The 24,207-nt window shown below is 62.5% G+C and carries 26 protein-coding genes and 1 other RNA gene; 19 read left to right on the plus strand and 8 right to left on the minus strand.

Annotated features, from left to right (window positions below; all coding sequences use genetic code 11):
- Window positions 1–7: 7 nt before the first annotated feature.
- On the minus strand, window positions 8–445 hold the full coding sequence (locus Q6A47_RS14165; protein ID WP_029612124.1) for a Z-ring associated ZapG family protein: 438 nt from the start codon (window positions 443–445) through the stop codon (window positions 8–10).
- Between the two features lie 135 nt (window positions 446–580).
- Here Q6A47_RS14165 and Q6A47_RS14170 point away from each other — a divergent pair, with 135 nt between their 5' ends.
- The 3 genes from Q6A47_RS14170 (at window position 581) to zapE (ending at window position 3,799) form a co-directional block, all read left to right on the plus strand.
- Entirely contained in the window at window positions 581–1,216 is a 636-nt protein-coding gene (locus Q6A47_RS14170) for an alpha/beta hydrolase (protein ID WP_304484610.1), read from the plus strand.
- A 25-nt stretch (window positions 1,217–1,241) separates the two neighbouring features.
- Window positions 1,242–2,591, plus strand: a complete 1,350-nt coding sequence (locus Q6A47_RS14175) for a tryptophan--tRNA ligase (protein ID WP_029612126.1) — start codon at window positions 1,242–1,244, stop codon at window positions 2,589–2,591.
- Window positions 2,592–2,704: 113 nt separating this feature from the next.
- Window positions 2,705–3,799, plus strand: a complete 1,095-nt coding sequence (zapE, locus tag Q6A47_RS14180; protein ID WP_029612127.1) for a cell division protein ZapE — start codon at window positions 2,705–2,707, stop codon at window positions 3,797–3,799.
- 105 nt (window positions 3,800–3,904) lie between these two features.
- Here the strand turns inward: zapE and Q6A47_RS14185 are convergent, their stop codons facing one another.
- Both Q6A47_RS14185 and Q6A47_RS14190 read right to left on the minus strand, forming a co-directional pair.
- Entirely contained in the window at window positions 3,905–4,801 is an 897-nt protein-coding gene (locus tag Q6A47_RS14185; protein WP_162889598.1) for a GlxA family transcriptional regulator, read from the minus strand.
- A 287-nt stretch (window positions 4,802–5,088) separates the two neighbouring features.
- The gene (locus Q6A47_RS14190; RefSeq protein ID WP_029612129.1) at window positions 5,089–6,129 is read right to left on the minus strand and encodes an NADP(H)-dependent aldo-keto reductase; all 1,041 of its coding nucleotides are present in this window, start codon (window positions 6,127–6,129) and stop codon (window positions 5,089–5,091) included.
- Between the two features lie 261 nt (window positions 6,130–6,390).
- Here Q6A47_RS14190 and rplM point away from each other — a divergent pair, with 261 nt between their 5' ends.
- The 7 genes from rplM (at window position 6,391) to Q6A47_RS14225 (ending at window position 11,262) form a co-directional block, all read left to right on the plus strand.
- The gene (rplM, locus tag Q6A47_RS14195) at window positions 6,391–6,819 is read left to right on the plus strand and encodes a 50S ribosomal protein L13 (protein ID WP_029612130.1); all 429 of its coding nucleotides are present in this window, start codon (window positions 6,391–6,393) and stop codon (window positions 6,817–6,819) included.
- Between the two features lie 14 nt (window positions 6,820–6,833).
- On the plus strand, window positions 6,834–7,226 hold the full coding sequence (gene rpsI, locus Q6A47_RS14200; RefSeq protein WP_029612131.1) for a 30S ribosomal protein S9: 393 nt from the start codon (window positions 6,834–6,836) through the stop codon (window positions 7,224–7,226).
- Between the two features lie 261 nt (window positions 7,227–7,487).
- Window positions 7,488–8,081, plus strand: a complete 594-nt coding sequence (gene petA, locus Q6A47_RS14205) for a ubiquinol-cytochrome c reductase iron-sulfur subunit (RefSeq protein WP_029612132.1) — start codon at window positions 7,488–7,490, stop codon at window positions 8,079–8,081.
- The gene (locus Q6A47_RS14210) at window positions 8,081–9,292 is read left to right on the plus strand and encodes a cytochrome b (protein ID WP_304484622.1); all 1,212 of its coding nucleotides are present in this window, start codon (window positions 8,081–8,083) and stop codon (window positions 9,290–9,292) included. Before petA ends, Q6A47_RS14210 begins: the two co-directional genes overlap by 1 nt.
- Window positions 9,292–10,071, plus strand: coding sequence for a cytochrome c1 (locus tag Q6A47_RS14215; RefSeq protein ID WP_039579871.1), 780 nt, complete (start codon window positions 9,292–9,294; stop codon window positions 10,069–10,071). Before Q6A47_RS14210 ends, Q6A47_RS14215 begins: the two co-directional genes overlap by 1 nt.
- A gap of 122 nt (window positions 10,072–10,193) precedes the next feature.
- Window positions 10,194–10,817, plus strand: coding sequence for a glutathione S-transferase N-terminal domain-containing protein (locus Q6A47_RS14220; protein ID WP_029612134.1), 624 nt, complete (start codon window positions 10,194–10,196; stop codon window positions 10,815–10,817).
- A 10-nt stretch (window positions 10,818–10,827) separates the two neighbouring features.
- Window positions 10,828–11,262 carry a ClpXP protease specificity-enhancing factor gene (locus Q6A47_RS14225; RefSeq protein WP_029612135.1) on the plus strand — a complete coding sequence of 145 codons (435 nt, stop codon included), beginning with the start codon at window positions 10,828–10,830 and terminating at the stop codon, window positions 11,260–11,262.
- 47 nt (window positions 11,263–11,309) lie between these two features.
- On the opposite strand, the gene Q6A47_RS14230 is transcribed toward Q6A47_RS14225, so the two are convergent.
- The 5 genes from Q6A47_RS14230 to Q6A47_RS14250 form a co-directional block, all read right to left on the minus strand.
- Complete coding sequence (locus tag Q6A47_RS14230) at window positions 11,310–11,528, minus strand: YgdI/YgdR family lipoprotein (RefSeq protein ID WP_029612136.1); 219 nt, start codon at window positions 11,526–11,528, stop codon at window positions 11,310–11,312.
- 78 nt (window positions 11,529–11,606) lie between these two features.
- Window positions 11,607–12,185, minus strand: coding sequence for a BON domain-containing protein (locus Q6A47_RS14235; RefSeq protein WP_304484611.1), 579 nt, complete (start codon window positions 12,183–12,185; stop codon window positions 11,607–11,609).
- The gene (locus tag Q6A47_RS14240; RefSeq protein ID WP_029612137.1) at window positions 12,182–12,775 is read right to left on the minus strand and encodes a phosphoheptose isomerase; all 594 of its coding nucleotides are present in this window, start codon (window positions 12,773–12,775) and stop codon (window positions 12,182–12,184) included. Before Q6A47_RS14240 ends, Q6A47_RS14235 begins: the two co-directional genes overlap by 4 nt.
- 88 nt (window positions 12,776–12,863) lie before the next feature.
- A complete protein-coding gene (locus tag Q6A47_RS14245; protein ID WP_295481189.1) occupies window positions 12,864–13,235 on the minus strand; it encodes a YraN family protein in 372 nt (123 codons plus the stop codon).
- Entirely contained in the window at window positions 13,235–15,052 is a 1,818-nt protein-coding gene (locus Q6A47_RS14250; protein WP_304484612.1) for a penicillin-binding protein activator, read from the minus strand. Before Q6A47_RS14250 ends, Q6A47_RS14245 begins: the two co-directional genes overlap by 1 nt.
- Window positions 15,053–15,239: 187 nt before the next feature.
- Between Q6A47_RS14250 and rsmI the strand changes: the two genes are divergently transcribed.
- From rsmI to mraY, 9 genes are all read left to right on the plus strand, one after another.
- Window positions 15,240–16,115, plus strand: a complete 876-nt coding sequence (gene rsmI / locus Q6A47_RS14255) for a 16S rRNA (cytidine(1402)-2'-O)-methyltransferase (protein ID WP_304484613.1) — start codon at window positions 15,240–15,242, stop codon at window positions 16,113–16,115.
- Between the two features lie 67 nt (window positions 16,116–16,182).
- Window positions 16,183–16,542, plus strand: an RNA gene (gene rnpB, locus Q6A47_RS14260) — RNase P RNA component class A.
- A 310-nt stretch (window positions 16,543–16,852) separates the two neighbouring features.
- On the plus strand, window positions 16,853–17,308 hold the full coding sequence (gene mraZ / locus Q6A47_RS14265) for a division/cell wall cluster transcriptional repressor MraZ (protein WP_029612140.1): 456 nt from the start codon (window positions 16,853–16,855) through the stop codon (window positions 17,306–17,308).
- Entirely contained in the window at window positions 17,305–18,252 is a 948-nt protein-coding gene (rsmH, locus tag Q6A47_RS14270; RefSeq protein WP_162889560.1) for a 16S rRNA (cytosine(1402)-N(4))-methyltransferase RsmH, read from the plus strand. The genes mraZ and rsmH overlap by 4 nt, the downstream gene beginning before the upstream one ends.
- Window positions 18,249–18,542 carry a cell division protein FtsL gene (gene ftsL, locus Q6A47_RS14275; protein WP_029612141.1) on the plus strand — a complete coding sequence of 98 codons (294 nt, stop codon included), beginning with the start codon at window positions 18,249–18,251 and terminating at the stop codon, window positions 18,540–18,542. Before rsmH ends, ftsL begins: the two co-directional genes overlap by 4 nt.
- Window positions 18,542–20,272 carry a peptidoglycan D,D-transpeptidase FtsI family protein gene (locus Q6A47_RS14280; protein WP_162889597.1) on the plus strand — a complete coding sequence of 577 codons (1,731 nt, stop codon included), beginning with the start codon at window positions 18,542–18,544 and terminating at the stop codon, window positions 20,270–20,272. The genes ftsL and Q6A47_RS14280 overlap by 1 nt, the downstream gene beginning before the upstream one ends.
- Window positions 20,272–21,759, plus strand: a complete 1,488-nt coding sequence (locus tag Q6A47_RS14285) for a UDP-N-acetylmuramoyl-L-alanyl-D-glutamate--2,6-diaminopimelate ligase (protein ID WP_304484614.1) — start codon at window positions 20,272–20,274, stop codon at window positions 21,757–21,759. Before Q6A47_RS14280 ends, Q6A47_RS14285 begins: the two co-directional genes overlap by 1 nt.
- Window positions 21,752–23,119: a UDP-N-acetylmuramoyl-tripeptide--D-alanyl-D-alanine ligase gene (locus tag Q6A47_RS14290; protein WP_304484615.1), complete on the plus strand. Its 1,368-nt coding sequence runs from the start codon at window positions 21,752–21,754 to the stop codon at window positions 23,117–23,119. Before Q6A47_RS14285 ends, Q6A47_RS14290 begins: the two co-directional genes overlap by 8 nt.
- Window positions 23,119–24,201, plus strand: a complete 1,083-nt coding sequence (gene mraY, locus Q6A47_RS14295) for a phospho-N-acetylmuramoyl-pentapeptide-transferase (RefSeq protein ID WP_029612145.1) — start codon at window positions 23,119–23,121, stop codon at window positions 24,199–24,201. The genes Q6A47_RS14290 and mraY overlap by 1 nt, the downstream gene beginning before the upstream one ends.
- The last annotated feature ends 6 nt before the right edge of the window (window positions 24,202–24,207 follow it).

The following is a 24,207-nucleotide window of genomic DNA, read 5'->3' on the forward strand; positions in this document are numbered from 1 at the left end:
TCGAGTTTCAGCGCTTCAGGCCGTAGCTCTCGTCCAGCATACCGGGCGAATTCGGGGCTTTCGGCGCGTAGTCCAGCGGCACCTCGGCAGAGTCCTTCGGTGGCGTGAGGCGATCACGCGGGCCGTGGGCGGCATCGGGGTGCAGCGAGGCCAGCAGACGTTGACGCGTCAGTTCGTCCAGGGCCAGGCGATTGGCGCCGTCGGCCAGATGTTCCTGCACGTCCTGGTAGCTTTGGGTGAGTTTACGCACCAGCGAAGCGGTGCTGTTGAAGTGGGTGACCACTTCGTTCTGGTAATTGTCGAAACGCTGCTGGATATCGTCCAACTGGCGTTGCGTGCTGCTGGGAGCCGCATTGGGAAGCAGGCGGGCCAGGGCGAAACCGACGACGACACCAACGACCAGTGCCACGGTCGGCAGCAACCAAACAAGGAGCGAGTGTTCCACGAGTCCTTCCTCTATAAACGGCTTTGCTTTACGTTAACGGCTCAGACCTGCGCTGTATACCGCGAGCGATCGCAAATCAGAACAGAATTCCCCTCCTAGACGAATTGACCTTTGCCAAGGTCACGGAGTAGTGCCTTGCTTGTCCGCGAAACCCCCTTGTTCATCGATGGCCCCTGCGGTCCTCTGGAGGCGCTGTACCTGGATGTGGCCGACGCCCGTGGCGCGGTGCTTATCTGCCACCCCAACCCAGTCCAGGGTGGCACCATGCTCAACAAGGTGGTCTCGACCCTGCAACGTACCGCCCGTGACGCCGGCTACGTCACCTTGCGCTTCAACTACCGGGGCGTCGGCCAGAGCGCTGGCAGCCACGACATGGGCGCCGGCGAAGTGGCCGATGCCGAAGCAGCAGCGGCCTGGCTGCGCGAGCGCCATCCTGGCCTGCCGCTAGTGCTGATGGGGTTCTCCTTCGGTGGCTTCGTCGCGGCCAGCCTGGCCGGTCGCCTGGAGGCGGCTGGCGTGGAGTTGGCGCACCTGTTCATGGTCGCCCCGGCGGTGATGCGCCTGACCGAGCAGTTCCCGTTGGCGCAGCGCTGCACGCTGACGGTGATCCAGCCTGACACCGACGAGGTGGTCGAGCCTCGGTTGGTCTATGAATGGTCCGACGCGCTGACGCGCCCCTATGAGCTGCTGAAAGTGGCAGAATGCGGACACTTCTTCCATGGCAAGCTGACCGATCTGAAGGATCTGCTGCTGCCGCGTCTTTCGAACTGAGCCAAGCCTGAACAAGCGATCTCCCATGACCACGCGCATTCTCACCGGTATCACCACCACCGGCACCCCGCATCTGGGCAACTACGCCGGCGCCATCCGCCCGGCGATCCTTGCCAGCCAGCAGCCCGGTGCCGACTCGTTCTACTTCCTGGCCGACTACCACGCCCTGATCAAGTGTGACGATCCACTGCGCATCCAGCGCTCGCGCCTGGAAATCGCCGCCACCTGGCTGGCCGGCGGCCTGGATCCGAACAAGGTCACCTTCTACCGCCAGTCCGACATCCCGGAAATTCCCGAGCTCACCTGGCTGCTGACCTGCGTTGCCGCCAAGGGCCTGCTCAACCGCGCCCACGCCTACAAGGCGTCGGTGGACAAGAATCTGGAAACCGGCGAAGACCCGGATGCCGGTGTGTCGATGGGCCTGTACAGCTACCCCGTACTGATGGCCGCCGACATCCTCATGTTCAACGCGCACAAGGTCCCGGTCGGCCGTGACCAGATCCAGCACGTGGAAATGGCCCGCGACATCGGCCAGCGTTTCAACCACCTGTTCGGCCAGGGCAAGGAGTTCTTCGTCATGCCCGAGGCGCTGATCGAGGAAAGCGTGGCCACGCTGCCGGGCCTGGATGGGCGCAAGATGTCCAAGAGCTACGACAACACCATCCCGTTGTTCACCAGCGCCAAGGACATGAAGGACGCCATCTCGCGGATCGTCACCGATTCGCGCGCCCCGGGCGAGGCCAAGGATCCGGACAACGCGCACCTGTTCACCCTGTACCAGGCCTTCGCCAGCGTGGACCAGGCAGGCGAGTTCCGCGAAGAGCTGCTGCAAGGCCTGGGCTGGGGCGAAGCGAAACAGCGTCTGTTCCAACTGCTCGATGGCCAACTGGCCGAGAAGCGCGAGCACTATCATCAGCTCATCGCGCGCCCCGCCGATCTCGAAGACATCCTCCTGGCGGGCGCTGCCAAAGCCCGCAAGATCGCCACGCCGTTCCTCGAGCAACTTCGCGAATCGGTCGGCCTGCGTTCGTTCCGCAGCAGCGTTCAGGCCAGTGCCGAAGGCAAGAAAAAGGCGGTCAAAAGTGCGCGCTTCGTTAGCTTCCGCGACGAAGACGGCAGCTTCCGCTTCCGCCTGCTGGCCGCCGACGGTGAGCAGTTGCTGCTGTCCAAGCGCTTCGCCGACGGCAAGAGCGCGGGTGCGGTGAGCAAGCAACTGCAGCAGGGCGGCGACGCTGATGTGCGGGTCGAGGGCCTGGGCTTCTCGCTGTGGCTGGCGGAGGAGCAGGTGGCCGAAGGGCCGCAGGCGGTCGATGAGCAAAGCCGCGACGCTGCTGTACAACGTCTGCGCGAGGCGCTTGCGCCACAGGCCGACTGAGTCAGCCTGACCGGGTCAACCTGACCGGATCAATCCGCCGCAACGCCAATTGCCATTATGCGGGCCGCTCGCTACAGTGACGGCCCGTTTTTTGTTGCCTCGCTAACGAAATCATGACGCCCCTAGAACGATACCAAGCAGATCTCAAACGCCCCGACTTCTTCCATGACGCGGCGCAGGAAACGGCGGTGCGTCATTTGCAGCGCCTGTACGACGACCTGATCGCCGCGCAGAACAACAAGCCAGGTATGCTCGGCAAGCTGTTCGGCAAGAAGGAGCAGACGCCGGTCAAAGGCCTTTATTTCTGGGGCGGGGTAGGGCGGGGCAAGACCTACCTGGTCGACACCTTCTTCGAGGCGCTGCCGTTCAAGGAGAAGATGCGTACCCACTTCCACCGCTTCATGAAGCGCGTGCACGAGGAAATGAAGACCCTCAAGGGTGAGAAGAATCCGCTGACGATCATCGCCAAGCGCTTCTCCCAGGAAGCGCGGGTCATCTGCTTCGACGAGTTCTTCGTCTCCGATATCACCGATGCCATGATTCTCGGCACCTTGATGGAGGAGTTGTTCAAGAACGGCGTGTCGTTGGTGGCCACCTCCAACATCGTGCCGGACGGCCTGTACAAAGATGGCCTGCAGCGCGCGCGCTTCCTGCCGGCCATCGCCATGATCAAGCAGTACACCGAGGTGGTGAACGTCGACAGTGGCGTGGACTATCGCTTACGTCACCTGGAGCAAGCCGAGCTGTTCCATTTCCCGCTCAACGAGGCCGCCGAGCAGAGCATGCGCGCCAGCTTCAAGGCGCTGACGCCGGAGTGCACCCAGGCCGTCGAGAACGATGTGCTGGTGATCGAGAACCGTGAGATCCATGCCTTGCGCACCTGCGACGATGTCGCCTGGTTCGACTTCCGCGCGCTGTGCGACGGCCCGCGCAGCCAGAACGACTACATCGAGTTGGGCAAGATCTTTCACGCCGTGCTGCTGAGTAACGTCGAGCAGATGGGCGTCACCACCGACGACATCGCCCGGCGTTTCATCAACATGGTCGACGAGTTCTACGACCGCAACGTCAAGCTGATCATCTCGGCCGAGGTCGAGCTCAAAGACCTCTACACCGGCGGTCGCCTGAGCTTCGAATTTCAGCGCACCCTCAGCCGCCTGCTGGAAATGCAGTCCCACGAATTCCTGTCGCGCGCACACAAGCCCTAGCGGGCAGCGGCAAGCGGCAAGCTGTAAGAAAAAGCCAGAGCAGAATGCGATCCGCTCTGGCTTTTTCTTGTAGCTTGAAGCTCACAGCTTGCCGCTGCAGGAGGCCTAGGCCTCCTGCATGAATTGCTGGCGATACTGGTTGGGGGACAGTTCGGTGTGCTGGCGGAAGAGACGGGCGAAGAAGCTGGCGTCGTCGTAGCCGACTTCGTAACTGATGGTCTTGATGCTCTTGCGGGTGCTGGAGAGCAGGCCCTTGGCCGTTTCGATGCGCAGGCGCTGCAGGTAGTGCAGCGGTTTGTCGCCAGTGGCGCCCTGGAAGCGGCGCATGAAGTTGCGAATGCTCATGCCATGATTGCGCGCCACGTCCTCGAAGCGGAACTTGTCGGCGAAGTGCTCCTCCAGCCAGTGCTGGACCTGCAGGATGATCAGGTCCTGGTGCAGCTTCTGGCCACCAAAGCCCATGCGTCCTGGGGTGTAGTTGCGCTGCACCTCGTAGAGGATGTCGCGGGCCACGGCGCGCGCCACGTTCGCTCCGCAGAAACGCTCGATCAGGTAGATGTACAGATCGCAGGCCGAGGTGGTGCCCCCTGCGCAGTACAGGTTGTCGGCGTCGGTCAGGTGCTTGTCCTGGTTCAGGCGAATGTTCGGGAAACGCTCGGCGAAGCTGTTGAAGAAGCGCCAGTAGGTGGTCGCCTCCTTGCCGTCGAGCAGACCGGATTCGGCGAGCCAGAGCACGCCACTGGCTTCACCGCAGAGCACGGCGCCGCGGGCATGCTGCTCGCGCAGCCAGGGCAGCACTTGGGGATAGCGGGCGAGCAGGATGTCGAAGTCTTCCCAGAAGGCCGGAAGGATGATCACGTCGGCGTCACCCAGTGCCCCGTCCACGGGCAACTGAACATCACTGAAGCTGTTGACGGGCTGGCCGTCGGGGCTTACCAGGTGAATCTCGAACATCGACTGCAGGCCCAGGCCCAGCTGTTTGCTGTAGCGCAGGCTGGCCAGGTGGAAGAAGTCCTTGGCCTGCATCAGTGTCGATGCGAAGACTTTATCGATTGCCAGGATGCTGACGCGCCGCAATGACGCGGAGGGTTGGGTAAACATCATCGTCGTTGTTCTTATAGGGGAAAGTGGACAATCACCGGCTGGATCGTCTTATGTTTTCCGGTTGGCTGCAAGCTTTAAGCGGCAAGCTGCAAGCTGCAAGCTGCAAGCTGCAAGATGAAAGCGATAGTCCAGACACCCACGTCCTGCTTTTTCTTGCCGCTTGCCGCTTTCAGCTTGCCGCTTCCTCAAGGTGCGGGGTTGGGCTGCTGCTGGTGCAGGGCTTCGATCGCTGCCAGGAGTTCGTCGCTCAACACCAAGTCGGCGCTGGCGAGGTTGCTTTGCAGTTGCTTCAGGTCGGTGGCGCCGATGATGTTGCTGGTGACGAAGGGCTGGCCGGTGACGAAGGCCAGGGCCATCTGTGCGGGGTCCAGGCCGTGCTCGCGGGCCAGTTGCACGTAGCGGCTGCAGGCGGCCACGGTCTGCGGGTTGGAGTAGCGGGCGAAGCGGCTAAAGAGGGTCAGGCGGGCGTTCTCGGGGCGGGCGCCGTCCTCGTACTTGCCCGTCAGCATGCCGAAAGCCAGCGGCGAGTAGGCCAGCAGGCCGCATTGCTCGCGGATCGCCACTTCCGCCAGGCCCACCTCGAAGCTGCGGTTGAGCAGGTTGTAGGGGTTCTGGATCGATACCGCCCGTGGCCAGCCGCGGGTCTCGGCCAGGTGCAGGAACTTCAGGGTGCCCCAGGGCGTTTCGTTGGACAGGCCGATATGGCGGATCTTGCCAGCGCGCACCTGTTCGTCGAGCACCTCCAGAGTTTCCTCCAGCGGGGTGAACAGGTCATTGGGCTGGTGCTGGTAGCCCAGCTTGCCGAAGAAGTTGGTGGAGCGCTCTGGCCAATGCAATTGGTAGAGGTCGATGCGATCGGTCTGCAGGCGTTCGAGGCTGGCATCCAGCGCCGCGACGATGTGCTGGCGGTTGTGCTTGAGCTGGCCGTCGCGGATATGGCTGATGCCGTTGCCAGGACCGGCCACCTTGCTGGCGAGGATCCAGTCGTCACGGTCGCCGTTGGCGCGGAACCAGTTACCGATGATGCGCTCGGTGGCGGCGTAGGTTTCCGGGCGCGGCGGCACCGGATACATCTCGGCGGTGTCGATGAAGTTGATGCCGGCGGCCTTGGCCAGGCCGATCTGGGCGAAGGCCTCGTCCTGGACGTTCTGCTCGCCCCAGGTCATGGTGCCCAGGCACAGGGCGCTGACGTCGAGGTCGGTACGGCCGAGCTTGCGGTAATGCATGGGGAAGGCTCTCTGCAGTTGAAATAAGCCATCAAAGCAGGTTGATATTCTCAGCGCAATCTGGATAATGACGACCCTCTCCGTGTGGCGGAAGTGATGCACCACCATGCAGGAGGAACCTTTGTCGAACATTGGACGCGCCGACCCGAGCCCCCACTTAGCGCCCAATGCGAGGCTGCGCGCTTGCCCTTGGCAAGCTGTGCACTATCCAGTAAGATTCGCCGTCTATTTTTCGCTGGGCGGCCTCTGAGGCTTTAGAGAATGAAAACTTTTACTGCTAAACCGGAAACAGTAAAGCGCGACTGGTACGTAGTTGACGCCGCTGGTCAGACCCTGGGTCGTCTGGCTACCGAAATCGCTCGTCGTCTGCGTGGCAAGCACAAGGCAGAGTACACTCCTCACGTTGACACCGGCGACTACATCGTCGTCATCAACGCCGAGCAGGTTCGTGTCACTGGTGCCAAGTCTTCGGACAAGATGTACTACTCCCACTCCGGCTTCCCGGGCGGCATCAAGGAAATCAGCTTCGAGAAGCTGATCGACAAGGCCCCTGAGCGTGTCATCGAGACCGCGGTCAAAGGCATGCTGCCGAAGAACCCGCTGGGTCGCGACATGTACCGCAAGCTGAAAGTGTACGCGGGTGCTGCTCACCCTCACACTGCTCAGCAGCCTCAAGAACTGAAGATCTAACGGGATAGTTCATTATGTCGGCGACTCAAAATTACGGCACTGGCCGTCGCAAGACCGCAACCGCTCGCGTTTTCCTGCGTCCGGGCACTGGTAACATCTCCATCAACAACCGTCCTCTGGACACCTTCTTCGGTCGCGAAACCGCTCGCATGGTTGTTCGCCAGCCGCTGGAGCTGACCGAGAGCACCCAGAAGTTCGACATCTACGTCACCGTCGCCGGTGGTGGTGTCAGCGGTCAAGCCGGTGCGATCCGCCACGGTATCACCCGCGCTCTGATGGAATACGACGAAACCCTGCGTGGCGCGCTGCGTCGTGCTGGCTACGTCACCCGCGACGCTCGTGAAGTCGAGCGTAAGAAAGTGGGTCTGCGTAAAGCGCGTAAGCGTCCTCAGTACTCCAAGCGTTAATACCGCTTCGGCAGTCGAAAAAAGCCCGGTTCTTTGGAACCGGGCTTTTTTTATGTCTGCCATTTCTCCCCAGCGGATTCGCAGGCGCTTGCCACATAGACGTAGATCAAGCAAAGCGCGGGTTGTGTCCTTGGCAGCGCTAATCACCTTGTCAGTGTGTGGACTTGTTTCCTACCATGGCGACCAATTTTTAGCGCCACAGACATTACTAATAGACGCCTGTTGCGACGGGCGAGAAGAAAGCTGATGGGAGAGGATTGAATGAGCAATGACGGCGTCAACGCAGGCCGGCGCCGCTTCCTCGTAGCTGCCACATCCGTGGTGGGGGCTGCAGGGGCGGTCGGGGCTGCGGTACCGTTCGTGGGGTCATGGTTCCCAAGCGCCAAGGCCAAGGCGGCTGGGGCACCTGTGAAGGTCAATATCGCCAAGATCGAGCCAGGGCAGCAGATGGTCGCTGAATGGCGTGGGCAACCGGTGTTCATCGTGCGGCGAACGCCGGAGATCCTCGGGAATCTGCAAAAGCTCACGGGCGAGCTCTCCGACCCGCAGTCCAAGGAGTCGGTGCAGCCGACCTACGTCGATCCGCAGGTTCGGTCGATCAAGCCGGAAATACTCATCCTCGTCGGGCTGTGCACGCACCTGGGCTGTTCGCCCACCTTCCGTCCGGAAGTGGCGCCAGCCGACCTGGGTCCGAAGTGGGTGGGCGGCTATTTCTGCCCTTGCCACGGTTCGCACTACGACCTCGCTGGTCGCGTATACAAGTCGCAGCCGGCGCCGCTCAATCTGCCCGTGCCGCCGCATTCGTACGAGTCTGACGACATCATCGTCATCGGCGTCGATCAGGAGAACGCATGATGAGCAAGTTCATGGACTGGGTGGATGCGCGCTTCCCTGCCACCAAGATGTGGGAAGAGCACCTGAGCAAGTACTACGCGCCCAAGAATTTCAACTTCCTGTACTTTTTCGGCTCCCTGGCGCTGTTGGTGCTGGTCAACCAGATCGTCACCGGCGTCTGGCTGACCATGAGCTTCACGCCCTCGGCTGAAGAGGCCTTCGCCTCGGTCGAGTACATCATGCGCGACGTCGAGTACGGCTGGATCCTGCGCTACCTGCACTCTACCGGCGCTTCGGCGTTCTTCATCGTGGTGTACCTGCACATGTTCCGTGGGTTGCTCTACGGTTCGTACCAGAAGCCGCGCGAACTGGTGTGGCTGTTCGGCATGCTGATCTACCTGGCGCTGATGGCCGAGGCCTTCATGGGGTACCTGCTGCCCTGGGGCCAGATGTCCTACTGGGGTGCCCAGGTGATCATCTCGCTGTTCGGTGCCATTCCGGTGATCGGTGACGATCTCACGCAGTGGATCCGCGGTGACTACCTGATCTCCGGCATCACGCTGAACCGCTTCTTTGCCCTGCATGTGGTGGCCCTGCCGATCGTCATTCTCGGCCTGGTGGTGCTGCACATCCTGGCGCTGCACGAAGTGGGTTCGAACAACCCTGACGGCATCGACATCAAGAAGCACAAGGACGAAAACGGCATCCCGCTCGACGGCATTCCGTTCCACCCGTACTACACCGTCAAAGACATCGTCGGGGTGGTGGTCTTCCTCTTCGTATTCTGTTCCGTGGTGTTCTTCTTCCCGGAAATGGGTGGTTACTTCCTGGAAAAACCGAACTTCGAGCAGGCCAACGCCTTCAAGACGCCTGAGCACATCGCCCCGGTATGGTACTTCACGCCGTTCTACGCCATCTTGCGCGCGGTTCCTGACAAGCTCTTCGGTGTCATCGCCATGGGCGCGGCGATCGCGGTGCTCTTCGTGCTGCCCTGGCTCGACCGCAGTCCAGTGCGCTCGATGCGCTACAAGGGCTGGCTGAGCAAGGTGTTCCTGCTGGTGTTCTGCGTGGCCTTCATCATCCTCGGCATCCTCGGCGTGCTGGCGCCAACGCCCGGGCGAACCCTGCTGTCGCAGATCTGCACCGTGCTGTATTTCGCCTACTTCGTGCTGATGCCCTTCTACACGAGGCTCGAGAAGACCAAACCGGTTCCGGAAAGGGTGACTGGCTGATGAAAAAGTTGATTGCAGTACTTTGCCTGGCATTGATGCCTGGCCTGTCGTTCGCTGCTGAGCATGGCGTTGAGCTGGATAAGGTCGATATCGACCTGGCTGACAAGGCCGCGATGCAGGATGGCGCTCGGACCTTCGCCAACTATTGCATGGGGTGTCACAGCGCCAAATTCCAGCGTTATGAGCGAGTCGCCGACGACCTCGGTATCCCGCATGAGGTGATGCTGGAAAACCTGGTGTTCACGGGCGCCAAGATCGGCGACCACATGAAGATCGGCATGCGTCCCGATGACGCCAAGACCTGGTTCGGCGCGGCGCCGCCGGACTTGACGCTGGTCGCCCGGGTCCGCGGCAACGATTGGCTGTACAGCTACCTGCGCAGCTTCTACCAGGACCCGTCGCGCCCCTACGGTGTGAACAACAAGGTCTTCCCCAACGTCGGCATGCCCAACGTGCTGGTGGGCCTGCAGGGCAATCAGGTGATCGGCTGCAAGCAGATCCAGACCGTGGTCGATGGCAAGAAGCAGTTCGACCCGCTGACCGGCGCTCCGCTGACCCATGAAGCCTGCGATCAGCTGACCGTGGAGCCGAAATCCGGTACCCTGACGGCCGAGCAGTTCGACGAGAAGGTCAAGAACCTGGTGACCTTCCTGGCCTATTCGGCCAACCCGGTCAAACTGGAGAGTCAGCGCATCGGCACTTATGTCCTGCTGTACCTGGCTTTCTTCTTCGTGTTCGCCTACTTGCTCAAGCGCGAATACTGGAAGGACGTGCACTGATCACGCAGTAGTTGCTGGTAGTTGAACGCGCCCTGGGGCGCTGCCATGCGAATGCACGGCAGCCCCCCAGGGCGCGTTTGCATTTGCAGTTTCACACGCATACCCCCGCGAGGAGCCGCTACATGGGCGCAACCAACAGGTTAGCCTGCTATTCCGACCCCGCCGACCACTATTCCCATCGTGTGCGCCTGGTGCTCGCCGAGAAGGGCGTCAATGCGCAGATCGTCGACGTCGTCGCCGATCGGCTGCCGCCCAAGCTGGTCGAAGTGAACCCCTACGGCAGCGTGCCGACCCTGGTCGATCGCGACCTGGCCTTGTACGAGCCGACCGTGGTGATGGAATACCTCGAAGAGCGTTACCCTCATCCGCCGCTGATGCCGGTGTATCCGGTGGCGCGTGGCAACAGTCGGCTGCTGATGCACCGCATCCAGCGTGACTGGTGTGCGCTGGCCGATCTCATCCTCGATGCGCGGACCGGCGAAACCTCGCGCAGCGAGGCGCGCAAGTCGCTGCGTGAGAGCCTCACCGGCGTCTCGCCGCTGTTCGGCGAGTTCGCCTGCTTCATGAGCGAGGAGCAAAGCCTGGTCGATTGCTGTCTACTGCCCATCCTCTGGCGTTTGCCGGTACTGGGTATCGAACTGCCGCGGCAAGCCAAGCCGCTGCTGGATTACATGGAGCGACAGTTCGCCCGCGAGCCTTTCCAGGCGAGCCTGTCCGCTACCGAACGTGAAATGCGCAAGCTTTAAGGAGCCGTTGATGAACTCCAGTCGCCCCTATCTGGTTAGAGCACTGTACGAGTGGATCGTCGACAACGATTGCACGCCCCACATGCTGGTCAATGCTGAGTATCCAGCGGTCCAGGTCCCGCAAGGCTTTGCCAGCGATGGTCAGATCGTGCTGAATATCTCGCCCAGCGCCGTGCGCAACCTGCACATGGACAACGATGCGGTGAGTTTCGAGGGGCGTTTTGGTGGTGTGGCCCATTCGCTGTACGTGCCGAGCGCCGCGATTCTGGGCATCTATGCACGCGAGAACGGCCAGGGCATGGTCTTCGAGCTGGAGCCTGCGCTGATGGAGGATGAGGCGCTCGAGGAAGACGATAGCGTCCAGCCCGATGACGACGGTCCACCGGAAGGTGGAGGTCAGCCACCGCGACCCAGCGGTCGACCAAGCTTGAAGGTGGTCAAGTAACAAAAAAGGCGATCCGGAAGGATCGCCTTTTTGCTTTCAAGCCCGGATTACAGGTCTTTGATGGTGCGGACCTGATCCTTGTTGATGCGGGTCGGCTTGCCATCGAGCTGCTTGAACTCGTAGAAGCCCGAATCGTCATCGAACTTGGGCTTGTCGAGGGTCTGCAGCTCGCGGCCGTCGTTGAGGGTGATCACGCTCGGGGTGGAGCAACCTGCCAGGGCAGCGAAACCGGCGATGGCGATGAGGGACAGCAAAGACTTCTTCATGGCTTTTCCTGAATGGTCAGAAACGAGACGAATTCATGTGCGCGATGGCGCGGGCATCGGTACTGCCGCGCCTGGATGTCAGTCGATGTACTCGAACAGCTTGACGATCTTCTGCACACCCGACGCACCTTGTACCACATTGGTGGCCGCGTTGGCTTGTTGCTGGGTCACCAGACCCAGCAGATAGACGATGCCATTTTCGGTGATCACCTTGATGCGTGAGCTGGAGACGTTGGGATCGCCGAGCATCTGGGTCTTGATCTTGGTGGTCAGCCAGGCATCGTTATTGCGTGCCAGGATCGACGAAGGCTGCATCACCTGCAGCTCGTTGTGTACCTTCTTGACGCGCTGCACCTGGCTGGCGGTCTGCTCAGCGAGGCTCTTGAGGTCAGCGCGCGGCACTTGGCCGGCGAGCAGGACGATGCCGTTATAGCTGCTGACCACCACGTGCGAGCCGTTGTCCAGGTCAGGACTGGCCTTGGCCACGTTGACCGAGACCTTGGTCTCGATCAGCGAGTCGTCGATCTTGCTGCCGAGGGTGCGGGTGCTGCGGTCATCCTCGATAGGCGAATTGCGGGTCTCGTTCAGCACCGAGCTGCAGCCGGTGATGCCGAGGCACAGGGTCAGGGCCATCAGGCCGAGGCGCTTGGGGATCATTCTTCACTCCCGAACAGTTGGCTGTCGATCAGATCGCACAGGCAGTGGATCGCCAGCAGGTGGACTTCCTGGATACGCGCAGTGACCGTGGCCGGAACGCGGATTTCCACGTCCTCGGGCAGCAGCAGCGAGGCCATGCCGCCGCCGTCACGTCCGGTCAATGCTACGACAATCATTTCACGATCATGTGCCGCCTGGATCGCCTGGATCACGTTGGCGGAGTTGCCGCTGGTGGAAATGGCCAGCAGCACGTCGCCGGGTTGACCCAGGGCGCGAATCTGTTTGGAGAACACCTCGTTGTAGCTGTAGTCGTTGGCGATCGAGGTCAGGGTCGAGCTATCGGTGGTCAGGGCGATGGCCGGTAAGCTCGGCCGTTCGCGCTCGAAGCGGTTGAGCAGTTCCGAGGAAAAATGCTGGGCATCGCCTGCCGAGCCGCCGTTGCCGCAGGCGAGCATCTTGCCCTCGTTGAGCAGGGCATTGACCATGACCAAGCTGGCCTGCTCGATGTAGGGTGCCAGGATGTCCATTGCCTGTTGCTTGGTATCGATGCTGGCCTGAAACAGCCGGCGGATTCGGGATTGCATGTCCATCTGGTGTGACCTTAAGTGCGGCGGAGGCCTGCGCGACGCGCAACAGGGGCCGGCCCGCGAAACATAGAGCAAAGAAATCGGAATGGGTTCAGCATTCGAAGGCGTTTTTCAGCCATTGAAGCGGCCGACCTGCGTGGTGGCTGCCCTGCAGGGCGACGACGTCGAAGCGGCAGGGGCGATGGGCCCAGCGCGACTCCTTCTGCAGGAACTCGGTGGCGGCCAGCGCCAGGCGTTTCTGCTTGCGCCCGTCGATACTCTCCAGGGCGCCGCCGAAGCCCGCATGCAAACGGTAGCGGACTTCGACGAATACTACTGTATCGGCGTCGAGCATGACCAGATCAAGCTCGCCTCCCTTGCATCGCCAGTTGCGCGTCAGCAACTGCAGGCCATGACCCTGGAGAAAGGCCAGGGCCTGGCATTCCGCAGCAAGCCCGGCGCTGGCGGGCGATGGGTGGTGCATCAGCGTGGCGTGTCCGGCAGGCGTTTGACTTGGCCACCGGCGAATTCTGCCCATGGCAGTTGGCGCTCGACACGCTGGTTGGCGTTGATGCTCAAGCTGCCGGACAGGCCTTGCATGCGGTTGTCGGGCAGGGCCTTGAGCTGACCCAGGCGTGGCGCCAGGCTGTAGGCGTCAACACCCATGGCGTACAAGCGTCCGAGGCTGCCACCGGCTTGCGGCCACTGTTGCACCACCTGCTGGCGCAGGCTGTTGCCGGTGTCCAGCAGCCATGGCGTTTCGCAGAAGCGGATGCCGTTCATGTCGTTGTACTGGTTCACATCGCCGCTGGCACTGTACAGGTTGGACGTGGCATAGACCGGCACATCGCCAGCGTACTGGAAGTTGAGCGTGGGCTTGATCTGCTGCGCTTGCTGTGGCGTGGCGGCGAGGAAGATGAAGTCGATATCCTGGCGACGCGACGGTTGGGCTGCAATGTTGCCGCCCACGGCGCTCTGCAGGCTCTTGGCGCGACCTTCGCTCTGGCGCAGTTGGAACAGGTCGGCAATTTGCTGAGCCAGGGCCACGGGCTGGGCGATGCGCTCGGCAGCGAGCAAAGTGCCGCCGTTGCTTTCCCAGTCCTGGCGGAAGGCTGCCAGCACACGGTCACCCCATTCGCCGCTCGGCACCAGGGCCACGGCGCGCACCAGACCATCTGCGTGGGCTCGACGCGCCACTTCTCGGGCTTCGTCTTCGGCAGCGAGACCGAACTGGAACAGTTGTGGCGAGGATTTCTGCCCAGCTTCGGCGTAGTTCAGTGCCAAAGTGGTGATGGGCAATTGCGGGTAATCGGCAAGTTTCTTGACCAGCGGCTTTTCCAGAGGTCCGATGACCAACTGCACGCCTGCGGCCTGGGCCTGGCGGTAGAAATCATCCAGCGAGGTGAGGCGCGAGCTGTCGAACACCTGCACGGCCGGAGCTGGCTGACCGGACTGCTGTGCCTGGAAGTGGGCGGCCATGAAGCCGTCGCGCAGGGCGCGGGCCACGCCTGCCAGAGGGCCTTCCTGGGGCAGCAGCAGGGCGATCTTGGTCAGCGGTTGGCTGGCCAGTTGCTTGAGCTTGACCAAGGCTTCAGGCAGTTGCTTGGCGGCGGCGTGGTCGGGATGCTGCTGACGCCAGGCGTCGATGGCCGCCTGCTGCTGTTCCAGGGTGCCGGCACTCTTGACTGCCAGGGCCAGGCTGGTCCAGCCGGCCAGGGTCGCGTCGGTGCTCGGCTGCTGCAGTTGTTCGGCAGGCAGCGAGGCGACCAGCGACCAGATGGCGTCGTTGTTCTTCGCCGCCGGTTCGCCGCTGAGCAGTGGCGCCAGCAGGACGCGCTGTTGGGCGGCGGCCAGGGCCTGACCGTCGGCTTCCAAGGCAGCGGCATGCACGCTGTAAGTGCGCACTTGCTGTTGCTCGGGCAGTTCGCCGACATGTTGCAGGCTTGGGTGCGCCAGGGCTGTGAGGGCAGCCTTGGGCTGGTTGCGACTCATGGCCAGTTCGGCAGCGAGGGTGCTGGCGAAGATTTGCTGGGCAGGCTTGAGACCCTCCAGTGGCACCTGTTCGAGGATGCGCGCGGCGCGCGGGAAGTCCTTCTGCCGGTAGGCCATGTCGGCCGCGCTCAGGCGCAGCAGGGCGGCGTCTTCGGCGGACTTGCTCGACGCGGCCTTCTCGAGCAACTGCTCGATGCTGGCGTCCGGGGTGCGCGGCAACTCGCCCAGGCTGGATGAGGGCGAGCTGGCGCAGGCTGCCAGCAGGGCAGCGAGACAGAAGGCTGAGAGCAGCCGCAGGCAAGCGATCATGTAAGGATCCTGTTACTCGATCAAGGAGGTGGGCGATTGTACCCAAGCACTGGCCGGGGCGCGATGTCGCTGACGGTGAAGCTTCACTATAGGTCGCTTGTCGCGGCCCGAGTTCGAAGTTGTTTGCGCGCTGTTGCAAGTGCTCGGGCTACAATGGCGCCTTTGATCGGCAAGACAGGTGCGCGCAGTGACGGATGTTGCAGGGGTTTCACAATCTACCGCCGGGACGCTTTACGTCGTGGCCACGCCCATCGGCAACCTCGATGACATGAGCGCCCGGGCGCTCAAGGTGCTGGCCGGTGCGGCGTTGATCGCCGCCGAGGATACCCGCCATTCGGTACGCCTGCTGCAGCATTTCGGCATTGATACTCCCCTGGCCGCCTGCCATGAGCACAACGAGCGCGACGAGGGCAGCCGCTTCATCGCGCGACTGCTGGCAGGCGATGATGTGGCGCTGGTGTCCGACGCCGGCACGCCGTTGATTTCCGATCCTGGCTACCATTTGGTGCGTCAGGCGCGCGCGGCCGGTATCAAGGTGGTGCCGGTGCCGGGCGCCTGTGCCCTGATCGCCGCGCTCTCGGCGGCCGGCCTGCCCTCGGACCGTTTCATTTTCGAAGGCTTCCTGCCAGCCAAGTCGGCCGGACGTCGCGCTCGCCTCGAGCAGGTCCGGGAGGAGCCGCGTACGCTGATCTTCTACGAAGCGCCGCACCGGATTCTTGAATGCCTGGAAGACATGCAGGCGGTGTTCGGCGATGAGCGTCCGGCATTGCTGGCGCGCGAGCTCACCAAAACGTTCGAGACGCTCAAGGGCTTGCCGCTTTGCGAGCTGCGCGAGTTCGTCGCCGCCGATACCAACCAGCAGCGCGGCGAGTGCGTCGTGCTGGTGGCAGGCTGGACGGCGCCTCAGGACGAGCAGGCCATCAGTCGCGAAGCCCAGCGCGTATTGGACCTGCTATTGGCAGAGTTGCCGCTCAAGCGCGCAGCAGCGTTGGCGGCTGAAATTACCGGCGTGCGTAAGAATCTTCTTTATCAGGCGGCATTGGATAAACAAAAAAGCCAGTAGTGGCTTAATGACATTATTTAAGTGAAGGCTTGTTCTTGCGCCCGCCTGCCGTTACCCTTGTCGGCGGAGAGTCGATCGGACAGTCGCTGCCTGCTTTTGTTCCGCAAAAGTAGGGGGAGGAAAGTCCGGGCTCCGCAGGGCAGAGTGCCAGGTAACCCCTGGGAGGCGTGAGCCTACGGAAAGTGCCACAGAAAACAACCGCCTAAGCACTTCGGTGCCGGTAAGGGTGAAAAGGTGCGGTAAGAGCGCACCGCACGACTGGCAACAGTTCGTGGCTAGGTAAACCCCACTCGGAGCAAGACCAAATAGGGTTCCTTATGGCGTGGCCCGCGTCGGAACCGGGTAGGTTGCTAGAGGCGTCCAGTGATGGCCGTCGTAGAGGAATGACTGTCCTCGACAAAACCCGGCTTACAGATCGACTCTCCACCTTCCCCTTTCTCTGCTGCAATCGATAGCAGATCCCCTGTGGTAATGCCGAAAAGTTCTTACTCTTAATAAATCACTTTAACTTCACACTCTATCCATTTGAGTGCGCGTGATTTTTTCCGTCAATTTTGTCTCCCGGTAGTCTTTCCCCCTTCCTTTGTTGCGCTAAATCTCGGTCCTGTAAGGGTTTTCCTTATGAACGTGCCTTGACGGTGCGGCGGGCGGATTCCTATAGTGTGCGCAAGTGGCAGAAAGTGGGACGAAGTGGGTTTTCTGGCACAAAAACGATAACATTGTGGGGAATCGCAGCCGTGTTTCGCGGAGCCAACGCCGTCAGTCTCGATGCCAAGGGCCGTCTCGCCATGCCGAGCCGGTACCGTGACGAGCTCGATTCGCGTTGCAACGGCCAGCTCATCGTGACCATCGACGCTGTAGATCCTTGCCTGTGCGTTTATCCGCTCGACGAGTGGGAGCAGATAGAAGCCAAGTTGCGTGCCTTGCCATCGTTGCGTGAGGAAAACCGTCGCCTGCAGCGTCTGCTGATTGGCAACGCGGTGGACCTGGAGCTCGATGGCAGTGGTCGTTTCCTGGTGCCGCCTCGCCTGCGTGAGTACGCCCGGCTCGACAAGAAGGCGATGCTGGTGGGGCAACTGAACAAATTCCAGCTGTGGGATGAGGATGCCTGGAACGCGGTTTCGGCAGCCGACCTCGCCGCTATCCAACAACCGGGCGCCATGCCCGACGAACTGCGTGACCTGATCCTGTGACCATAGATAGCGGCTTCAACCACATTACCGTCCTGCTCGACGAAGCTGTCGAGGCACTGGCCTTGCGCGCCGACGGTTGCTATCTGGACGGCACGTTCGGGCGGGGCGGCCACAGCCGTCTCATGCTCAGTCGACTGGGGCCGCAGGGGCGGCTGCTGGGTTTCGACAAAGATCCACAAGCGATTGCCACGGGGCAAGCGCTGGCGGCCGAAGACGGCCGCTTTGTCATTGTGCAGCGCAGCTTCGCCGAGATGGGCGATGAAGTTCGCACGCGCGAGCTGCATGGCAAAGTCAGTGGTGTACTGCTCGATCTGGGCGTGTCCTCGCCACAGTTGGATGACCCTGAGCGCGGCTTCAGCTTCCTCAACGACGGTCCGCTGGACATGCGCATGAACCCCGGTCAGGGCGTCAGCGCCGCCGAATTCATTGCCTCGGCGGCAGAAGAGGACATTGCCCGGGTGTTCAAGGAATACGGCGAAGAGCGCTTCGCCAAGCGCATGGCCCGTGCCGTGGTCCAGCGCCGTGAACAGCAGCCGTTCACCCGCACCGCCGATCTGGCCGAAGTGCTCAAGGTCGCCAACCCCGCCTGGGAGAAGGGCAAGAACCCGGCCACGCGTGCTTTCCAAGGGCTGCGCATCCACGTCAACAACGAACTGGGCGATCTTGAAGCCGGCCTCGAAGCAGCGCTCGACGCATTGGAGGTGGGTGGTCGCCTGGTGGTCATCAGCTTCCATTCGCTCGAAGACCGCATCGTCAAGCTGTTCATGCGCAAGCTGGTCAAGGGCGAAGCAGACAACCTGCCGCGCAACCTGCCGGTTCAGCACAAGGCCTTCGAACCGAAGATCCGCCTGATCGGCAAGGCGCAGTTCGCCTCCGATGAAGAACTCAAGGCCAACCCGCGGGCGCGTAGCGCCGTCATGCGCGTGGCGGAGAAACTGCGGTGAGCCGGCTGTTCGCCAAGCCGCTGCCGGGCGGAAGCTTCCTGATGCTGCTGCTGTTCGTCGGCGTGCTGGGCTCGGCCATTGCCGTCTCCTACAGCGCGCACTGGAACCGCCAACTGCTCAACACCCTTTACAACGAACTCAGCGAGCGCGATAAGGCGCAAGCCGAGTGGGGCCGGCTGATTCTCGAGCAAAGCACCTGGACTGCCCACAGTCGCATCGAGAGCCTGGCGTCGGGCCAGTTGAAAATGCGTGTACCCAATGCCGACGAAGTGCGGATGGTGACGCCATGATGAAGCTCGAGGGGGCACTGTACCCCTGGCGCTTCCGCGTCGTGGTGGGCTTGCTCGCGCTCATGGTCGGCGCCATCAGTTGGCGCATCATCGACCTTCAGGTGGTCGACCGCGACTTCCTCAAGGGCCAGGGCGATGCCCGCAGCCTGCGTCATATCCCGATTCCCGCACACCGTGGTCTGATTACCGACCGCAACGGTGAACCGCTGGCCGTCAGTACGCCGGTCACCACGTTGTGGGCCAATCCCAAGGAAATGCAGGCTTCCAAGGAGCGCTGGCCGCAACTGGCCGCGGTGCTCGGGCAGAACCCGCAGCAACTGATCGAGCGCCTCACCCAGCAAGCCAACAAGGAATTCATCTATCTGGTCCGCGGCCTCACGCCGGAGCAGGGGCAACAGGTGCTCGACCTGAAAGTACCCGGTGTGTACGGGCTGGAAGAGTTCCGTCGCTTCTACCCAGCAGGTGATGTGACCGCGCACATGGTGGGCTTCACCGACCTGGACGACCACGGCCGCGAAGGTGTCGAGCTCGCCTACGACGAGTGGCTCGCCGGCGTGCCAGGCAAGCGACAAGTGATCAAAGACCGTCGCGGACGGCTGATCAAGGACATCCAAGTGACCAAGAACGCCAAGGCCGGCAAGACCTTGGCGTTGTCGATCGACCTGCGCCTGCAATACCTGGCGACCCGCGAGCTGCGCAACGCCATCGCCGAGCAGGACGCCAAGGCCGGTAGTCTGGTGATCATGGACGTCAAGACCGGCGAGGTGCTGGCGATGGTCAACCAGCCCACCTACAACCCCAACAACCGCCGCAGCATGTTCCCGGCAGCCATGCGCAACCGCGCGATCATCGACGTGTTCGAGCCAGGCTCCACGGTCAAGCCGATCTCCATGAGTGCGGCGCTGGAAAGCGGGCGCTGGAAGCCGACCGACAAGGTCGAGGTGTATCCCGGCAGTCTGCAGATCGGTCGCTACACCATTAAAGACGTGTCCAAGAGTGAAGGGCCGATCCTCGACCTCACCGGCATCCTGATCAACTCCAGTAACGTCGGCATGAGCAAGATCGCCTTCGACATCGGCGGCGAAGCCATTTACCGGGTGATGTCGCAGGTCGGCCTGGGTCAATACACCGGCCTGGGCTTCCCGGGCGAACGGGTCGGCAACCTGCCTAATCACCGCGAATGGCGCAAGGCCGAAACGGCCACCCTGTCGTACGGCTACGGCGTGTCGGTCACCGCGCTGCAACTGGTGCATGCCTACGCCGCATTGGCCAACGACGGCAAGATGGTGCCGCTGTCGATCCTCAAGGTCGACAAACAGCCCGACACCGTCCAGGCCATTCCGAAAGAGACTGCCAAGACCATCCAAGGCATGCTGCAGCAGGTCATCGAGGCCCCGCGCGGCGTGTTCCGTGCCCAGGTGCCGTTCTACCACGTGGCCGGCAAGTCGGGCACCGCGCGTAAGGCTACCGTGGGCTCCAAGGGCTACACCGAAAACGCCTACCGTTCGCTGTTCGCTGGCTTCGGCCCGATGAGCGACCCGCGCTATGCCATCGTCGTGGTCATCGATGAGCCGGGCAAGGGCGGTTACTTCGGTGGCCTGGTATCTGCGCCGGTGTTCAGCAAGGTCATGTCCGGCACCCTGCGGTTGATGAACGTGCCGCCTGACAACCTGCCGCCGGCCAATGCCCAGCAGGCCAGTGCAGTGTCCGCCAATGGAGGGCGTGGTTGATGACGATGCCATTGAGCAAACTGTTCGCCCACGCCAGCCGCGAACCGCTGATCCGCGAACTGACCCTCGACAGCCGTAACGTGCGCCCCGGCGATCTGTTCCTGGCGGTGCCCGGGGCCAAGCTCGACGGGCGCGTCCATATCGCCGATGCCCTGGCGCGTGGCGCAGCCGCCATTGCTTATGAAGAGCAGGGCGCCACCGTACTGCCGCTGACCGATGTTCCACTGATTCCAGTGAAGGGCCTGATTGGCCAGCTGTCGTCGATTGCCGGGCGCTTCTACGGTGAGCCGAGCCGTCAGCTTGAGCTCATTGGGGTCACTGGTACCAACGGCAAGACCAGCGTCACTCAACTGGTGGCCCAGGCGCTCGACTTGCTGGGTCAGCGTTGCGGCCTGATCGGCACCCTGGGTACCGGTTTTCACGGTGAGCTGCAAAGCGGCCGACTGACCACGCCAGACCCCATCGCCGTGCAGTCGACGCTCAACGACTTGAAAAAAGCCGGCGCCAAGGCCGTGGCCATGGAGGTTTCCTCCCATGCCCTCGAACAGGGCCGGGTGGCGGCGCTGGCGTTCGACATCGCCGTGATGACCAATCTGTCGCGCGATCACCTGGACTATCACGGCAGCATGCAGGCCTACGAGGCGGCCAAGGCCAAGCTGTTCGCTTGGCCGAGCCTGCGTTGTCAGGTGGTCAATCTGGACGACGACTTTGGTCGGCGCCTGGCCAAGGCCTATGCCCAGCGACCTGCTGCCGATCATATCGAGACCCGATTGCTCAGCTATAGCCTGGAAAACCGGGACGCCTCGTTGTACTGCCGCGAAGCCTGCTTCGACGACGATGGCGTGCGCGCGATCCTGGTCACTGCCCAAGGCGAGCGTACCCTGCGCAGTCAACTGCTGGGCCGCTTCAACCTGAGCAACGTGCTGGCGGCAGTGGCCACGCTGCTGGCGCTGGAGTACCCGCTGGACGACATCCTCAAGGTGATCCCGCAATTGCAGGGCCCGGTGGGTCGCATGCAGCGCCTGGGCGGCGGCGAGAAGCCGCTGGTGGTGGTCGATTACGCCCACACCCCCGACGCGCTTGAGCAGGTGCTGCAAGCCCTGCGTCCGCACGCCCGGGGCCAGCTGCTGTGCCTGTTCGGCTGTGGCGGCGACCGTGACCGCGGCAAGCGTCCACTGATGGCCGAGGTGGCCGAGCGCCTGGCTGATCGCGTGCTGGTCACCGACGACAATCCACGCACTGAAGATCCGCTGAGGATCTTCGATGATATCCGCCCCGGTCTGCGCGCCGCCGACGCCGTCGAGTTCATGGGCGGTCGTGGCCAGGCCATTGCCCATTTGATCGCCAGCGCCGCTGCGCACGACGTGATCGTGCTGGCGGGCAAGGGGCACGAGGACTACCAAGAGATCAATGGCGAACGCCTGGCGTTCTCCGATTTGCTCGAAGCCGAGAAGGCCCTTTCAGCCTGGGAGGCTCCACATGCTTAAGCCAATGACACTCAGCCAGCTGACCACAGCATTGGGTGCTCATCTGGTCGGTGCCGACGCAAGCTTTACCAGCGTGAGCATCGACAGTCGCAGCGTGATGCCAGGGCAACTGTTCGTTGCGCTGGCTGGTCCGCGTTTCGACGGCCACGATTATCTGGCCGATGTAAAAACCAAGGGCGCAGTCGCGGCACTGGTCGAGCGTGAAATCGACGGTGTCGACCTGCCGCAGTTGCGCGTCGCTGACTGCCGTCTGGCACTGGGTCAATTGGGCGCGTTGAACCGTGCTGCCTTCGACAAGCCCGTGGTGGCCATTACCGGCTCCAGCGGCAAGACCACGGTCAAGGAAATGCTCGCGTGCGTCCTGCGCACGCGCGGACCGGTGCACGCGACCCGCGGCAACCTGAACAACGACCTCGGCGCACCGCTGACCCTGTTGGAAATCGCCGCAGAGCACACGGCTGCGGTGATCGAGCTGGGCGCCTCGCGGATCGGCGAAATTCGCTACACCGTCGGCCTCACCCAGCCGCAGGTGGTGATTCTGAACAATGCCGGCACCGCCCATGTAGGCGAGTTCGGCGGTCCTGAGAAAATCGTCGAGGCCAAGGGCGAAATCCTCGAAGGGCTGGGCGAGGGCGGTACTGCCGTGCTCAACCTGGGCGACAAGGCGTTCCCGATCTGGCACGCGCGCGCCGGCCAGCACAAAGTGCTGAGCTTCGCCCTGAGCGACCCGCGCGCCGACTTCCACGCCAGCGACATCGGTCGCGATGCCCGTGGCTGTCCCTCGTTCACCCTGCACAGCCCGGCGGGCAGCGCAGCGGTGCAACTGAATCTGCTGGGCGTGCACAACGTCAGCAACGCCCTGGCCGCCGCTGCCGCTGCCCACGCCGTCGGCGTGAGCCTGCCGGGCATCGCGGCAGGGCTGGCGGCGGTGCAGCCGGTCAAGGGCCGTTCGGTCGCCCAGATCGCCCCGAGTGGCGTGCGGGTGATCGACGACACCTACAACGCAAATCCCACCTCGGTCTGCGCCGCCATTGATATACTCGCCGGCTTTTCCGGCCGCACCGTCCTGGTGCTCGGGGATATCGGCGAACTGGGCCAGTGGGCCGAGCAAGGCCACCGTCAGGTCGGCGAGTACGCGCAGGGCAAGATCGACGCTTTGTACGCCACCGGTTCCAACATGGCCCACGCGGTCCAAGCATTTGGCGCCCATGGCCGCCATTTCGCCACTCAAGCCGAGCTGATCGACGCCGTACAGGTCGAGTCCGCCGGCGATACCACTATCTTGATCAAGGGCTCGCGCAGCGCTGCGATGGAACACGTCGTGGCTGCACTGTGCGAGACCAGCGGGGAGAAACATTAATGCTGCTGCTGTTGGCTGAGTATCTGCAACAGTTCTACAAGGGCTTCGCGGTCTTCCAGTACCTGTCCCTGCGCGGGATCCTGGGCGTGCTGACTGCCCTGTCCCTGGCGCTGTGGCTGGGGCCGTGGATGATTCGTACCCTGCAGATTCGCCAGATCGGTCAGGCCGTGCGTAACGACGGCCCGCAATCGCACCTGTCCAAATCTGGCACGCCCACCATGGGCGGCGCGCTGATCCTCTCGGCCATCGCCATCAGCACCTTGCTGTGGGCGGACCTGAGCAATCGCTATGTGTGGGTGGTGCTGATCGTCACCCTGCTGTTCGGCGCCATTGGCTGGGTCGACGATTACCGCAAGGTGATCGAGAAGAATTCCCGGGGGCTGCCAAGCCGCTGGAAATACTTCTGGCAATCGGTATTCGGCCTGGGCGCTGCGGTGTTCCTCTACATGACTGCACCCACCAGCGTCGAAACCACCCTCATTGTGCCGTTCCTCAAGGACTTCACCATCCCGCTGGGTGCCGGCTTCGTGATCCTCACCTACTTCGTCATCGTCGGCTCGAGCAACGCGGTCAACCTGACCGATGGCCTCGATGGTCTGGCGATCATGCCGACGGTGATGGTCGGCGGCGCATTGGGCATCTTCTGCTACCTGTCGGGCAACGTGAAGTTCGCCGAGTACCTGCTGATTCCTTACGTGCCGGGTTCGGGCGAATTGATCGTGTTCTGCGGCGCGCTGATCGGCGCCGGCCTGGGCTTCCTGTGGTTCAACACCTATCCGGCCCAAGTGTTCATGGGCGACGTCGGCGCGCTGGCGCTGGGCGCTGCGCTGGGCACCATCGCCGTGATAGTCCGTCAGGAAATCGTGCTGTTCATCATGGGCGGTGTGTTCGTCATGGAAACCCTGTCGGTGGTGATTCAGGTCGCCTCCTTCAAGCTCACGGGCAAGCGCGTGTTCCGCATGGCGCCGATTCATCATCACTTCGAACTCAAGGGATGGCCCGAGCCGCGGGTGATCGTCCGATTCTGGATCATCACCGTGATTCTGGTGCTGGTCGGCCTTGCCACCCTGAAACTGAGGTAAACGAGC

The sequence above is a fragment of the Pseudomonas boreofloridensis genome (assembly GCF_030580795.1).
GTDB classification, from domain to species: Bacteria; Pseudomonadota; Gammaproteobacteria; order Pseudomonadales; family Pseudomonadaceae; genus Aquipseudomonas; species Aquipseudomonas boreofloridensis.